This is a genomic window from Chamaesiphon sp. OTE_8_metabat_110, from assembly GCF_031382685.1.
Taxonomy (GTDB): domain Bacteria; phylum Cyanobacteriota; class Cyanobacteriia; order Cyanobacteriales; family Chamaesiphonaceae; genus Chamaesiphon.
Genome location: NZ_JANMZA010000511.1, coordinates 1 through 3,398, shown reverse-complemented (window position 1 = coordinate 3,398; position 3,398 = coordinate 1). Strand labels below are relative to the sequence as shown.

Sequence of the window (3,398 nt, the reverse complement as noted above, 5' to 3'; positions counted from 1 at the left end):
CGTACTAAATCACCAGCAATTACCGTGCGTTTGCTGCGCGAAGGAATCATCGAATCCGTCCACCACGTTCAAGCTGTCGTCTGTGACAGCCGTGGACGCGTGTTATCGGTTGCTGGGGATGCCGAACATCCGACGTTCATTAGATCGGCTCTCAAGCCATTTCAAGCGATCGCCGTTACGAGCAATGGCATCTTAGAACGCTATCAGTTAAGCGATCGAGATTTAGCCATCATGTGCAGCTCTCATGCAGCGGAAATCATCCACACCCGTCAGGTTTTCAATATTCTCTGGCGAGCAGATATCGATACCAATGCACTCAAATGTCCGATTCCTGCTGGCAAAACTAGCCCACTAGAATACAATTGCTCTGGTAAACATGCCGGAATGCTAGCCGTGTGTCGCGCCCATAATTGGCCGCTAGGCAACTATCTAGAGCGTACTCACCCGGTACAAAAACTCATTTTGAGCAAATTTGCCGAAATTCTCAAGATGCCACCAGACGAGTTTATTGGCGTCCATGACGATTGTGGTGCCCCGGTATATCTGATGCCGCTCTCGCAAATGGCGACTCTCTACGCTTATCTATCTTCTGGCGAAAGTCTCGATCTCGAACGGATCGTCCGTGCCATGACTCATCATCCCGAGTTGATTGCCGGGACGGGGAAATTTGATACTCAACTGATGCAGCTCACCCAGGGCGAGATTGTCAGCAAAGCTGGAGCGGAAGGAATTCAGTGTATCGGTAGAGTTGGCGAAGGGATGGGATTGACAATTAAGGTGAGTGATGGTGCCAAACGCGCGAAGTATGCTGTTGCGATTTATCTATTGCAGCAGATGGGCTGGATTACCCCTGCGGTATCGGAAATTCTCACCGACCAATTTTTATCGATCGGGAGTCATACCCGCTTGGAAGTCACTGGTGAATTAGCAATGGTTTAGAATGCTTTAAATCGCATTTTAGGTTGAAACAAAGTGAATAGTGTTTTGGTGAATAGTGGATAGTGGATAGTGAATAGAGATATCTTGTAGGCTGGGTTTCGCGTTGCTCTCAACCCAACCTACTCCCAACTCCCATCTCCCATCTCCCATCCCCCACCTCATCTAAGCAACTAACATTGTGACTCGATCGCGTCCTTGAGATTTGGCTTGATACAAGGCACGATCGGCAGCATGAATTAAGTCTTGAAACTGATTTTCTCGCGTCGGAATAATCGTAGATACACCGACACTAATTGTCACATAAGGACAGACCATCGAGGCTTCATGGTCGATTTGTAAATTCTTAATTGCCGATCGAATATTTTCAGCCACAGAGACAGCACCCAAGGCATCGGTATTGGGGAGGACGACTGCAAATTCTTCACCACCATAACGGGCGACGAGATCGCCGCTGCGGCGGACTGTTTTCCGCATTGCCATTGCGACTTTAATCAAACAGTTATCCCCATTGGAATGCAGGTAACGATCGTTATAGTTTTTAAAAAAATCAACATCGCACATAATCAACGATAGTGGTGATTCGATGCGCTGCATTCGATCCCATTCTTTTTTGATATAGTCATCAAAACCGCGCCGATTTGACAACTTGGTCAAACTGTCTAAATTTGCCAAAAGCTGGAGATTCTGGTTTGCTTGCTGGAGTTCGCTTAATTGATTTTTAATTAGCTGCGATTGGCGAATTAAATTTCGCACCCGCTGGCGTAAAATTGATAAATTAATCGGTTTAGTAATATAATCAGTTGCGCCAGAGGCAAAAGCGCGATCGACCGAATCATTATCATCTAATGAAGTAATCATTAAAATTGGGGTCAACCGTTCGCCTAAATTTTTGAGTTGTTCGCAAAATTCAAACCCATCTAAAATCGGCATCATCGCATCGACGAGAATTAAATCGGGTCGATGTTCTTGATAAGCCGCGATTCCATCGTGACCATTTGTAGAGAGAATTACTTCAAAACCATCTTCCTCTAACGACTCACTCACCAGTGCGCGAACTACAAGATCGTCATCAACTAATAATATTCGTCGATCTTCTGGTTTAGTCGCGTTCATAGTAACTTGCGTAAATAATCATCCATGTACTCTTACAGGTGGGGTGTGTCAATTGATTTGTGATGATTTTAACGTCTGAGCCTAGTTCTATTTACCTTCAACATAGTGTACCCATGAAGAATCGAAATAGTAGCATTGATTTAATTATTTCTTTATGCGGAGCTATCACAGCCCTGCACGGTAGCTGATGACCTAATTTTAGCTAATTCTAAATTAATGGTACGATCGTCCTATTTGACCTGATGAGTGAAAACTCGATTCTCATGCTCAGAGGCTACGCCAACGAATTTAGCACCACTTTACGCGGACAAACCCAAGCCACCGAAATATTGACGCGATCGATTTCTCAGCAGCGGTTAGCACCTGCATATCTATTTTATGGTGCCGAGGGGATTGGCAAAAGTATTGCCGCACGCTGCTTTATCGAATTAATCTTTACCCACGGCGTCTTGGCGAGTGAGTCTACGCTCATCCGCCAAAAGCTGCGCCAAGGCAATCACCCCGATGTCTTGTGGGTAGCGCCTACCTATAGCCATCAAGGCAAGCTCTATTCCGCTGCTGAAGCCACTGCGGCGGGGATTAAACGCAAAGCACCGCCCCAACTGCGCATCGAACAAATTCGCGATATCGGGCGCTTCTTGGCACGTCCGCCATTACTAGGTGCGCGCGCGGTGGTAGTTATCGAACAAGCGGAAACCATGCCAGAAGGAGCCGCCAATGCCCTACTTAAGACCCTAGAAGAGCCGGGAAAAGCGACGATTATTGCGATCGCGTCTAGTGTAGAAGCCCTGCTACCGACAATTGTATCCCGCACTCAGCAGATTCCCTTCCACCGTCTCGATCGAGTCTCGATGAGCGATGTCCTCACCAGTCTCGGCAAAACCGAAATCCTCGCTCGACCAGAAATTCTCGGACTAGCCCAAGGTAGTCCGGGTGCCGCGATCGCCATCTGGGAGCAGTTCCAAACCCTCCCAGCGGAGCTACTGGAGCGATTGAGCCAGTTACCGCTTACTCGCCGTCAGGGGCTAGAATTGGCGCAGCAGATCGATCGCGATCTCGACTCAGCCGAGCAACTATGGTTGGTTGATTATTTGCAATATATCTACTGGCAAAAATACCGCCATCCCCCCGCTATCGAACTACTCGAACAAACTCGATCGCAGCTACTCGCCTACGTGCAACCCCGCTTAGTTTGGGAATGTACATTAATGAGAATTAGTTAAGATTTAGCATTACTTAATTCCAATACCTTGATAAAAGTAGCCGCCAATCTTCGGGGTATTGGGCGTATAAAATTCTTTAATATCCACTCGAGCGAATACCGCCGAGATCGATTGTTTGATATC

At 47.1% G+C, this 3,398-nt stretch carries 3 protein-coding genes; 2 read left to right on the top strand and 1 reads right to left on the bottom strand.

From position 1 onward, the window contains the following. A partial coding sequence (locus RMO52_RS18600; protein ID WP_310417221.1) for an asparaginase occupies nucleotides 1–939 on the top strand: 939 nt, incomplete at its 5' end. Between the two features lie 162 nt (nucleotides 940–1,101). On the opposite strand, the gene RMO52_RS18595 is transcribed toward RMO52_RS18600, so the two are convergent. Continuing rightward, on the bottom strand, nucleotides 1,102–2,052 hold the full coding sequence (locus RMO52_RS18595) for a PleD family two-component system response regulator (protein ID WP_310417218.1): 951 nt from the start codon (nucleotides 2,050–2,052) through the stop codon (nucleotides 1,102–1,104). Nucleotides 2,053–2,294: 242 nt separating this feature from the next. Between RMO52_RS18595 and RMO52_RS18590 the strand changes: the two genes are divergently transcribed. After that, complete coding sequence (locus RMO52_RS18590; RefSeq protein WP_310417215.1) at nucleotides 2,295–3,275, top strand: DNA polymerase III subunit delta'; 981 nt, start codon at nucleotides 2,295–2,297, stop codon at nucleotides 3,273–3,275. Nucleotides 3,276–3,398: the final 123 nt, after the last annotated feature.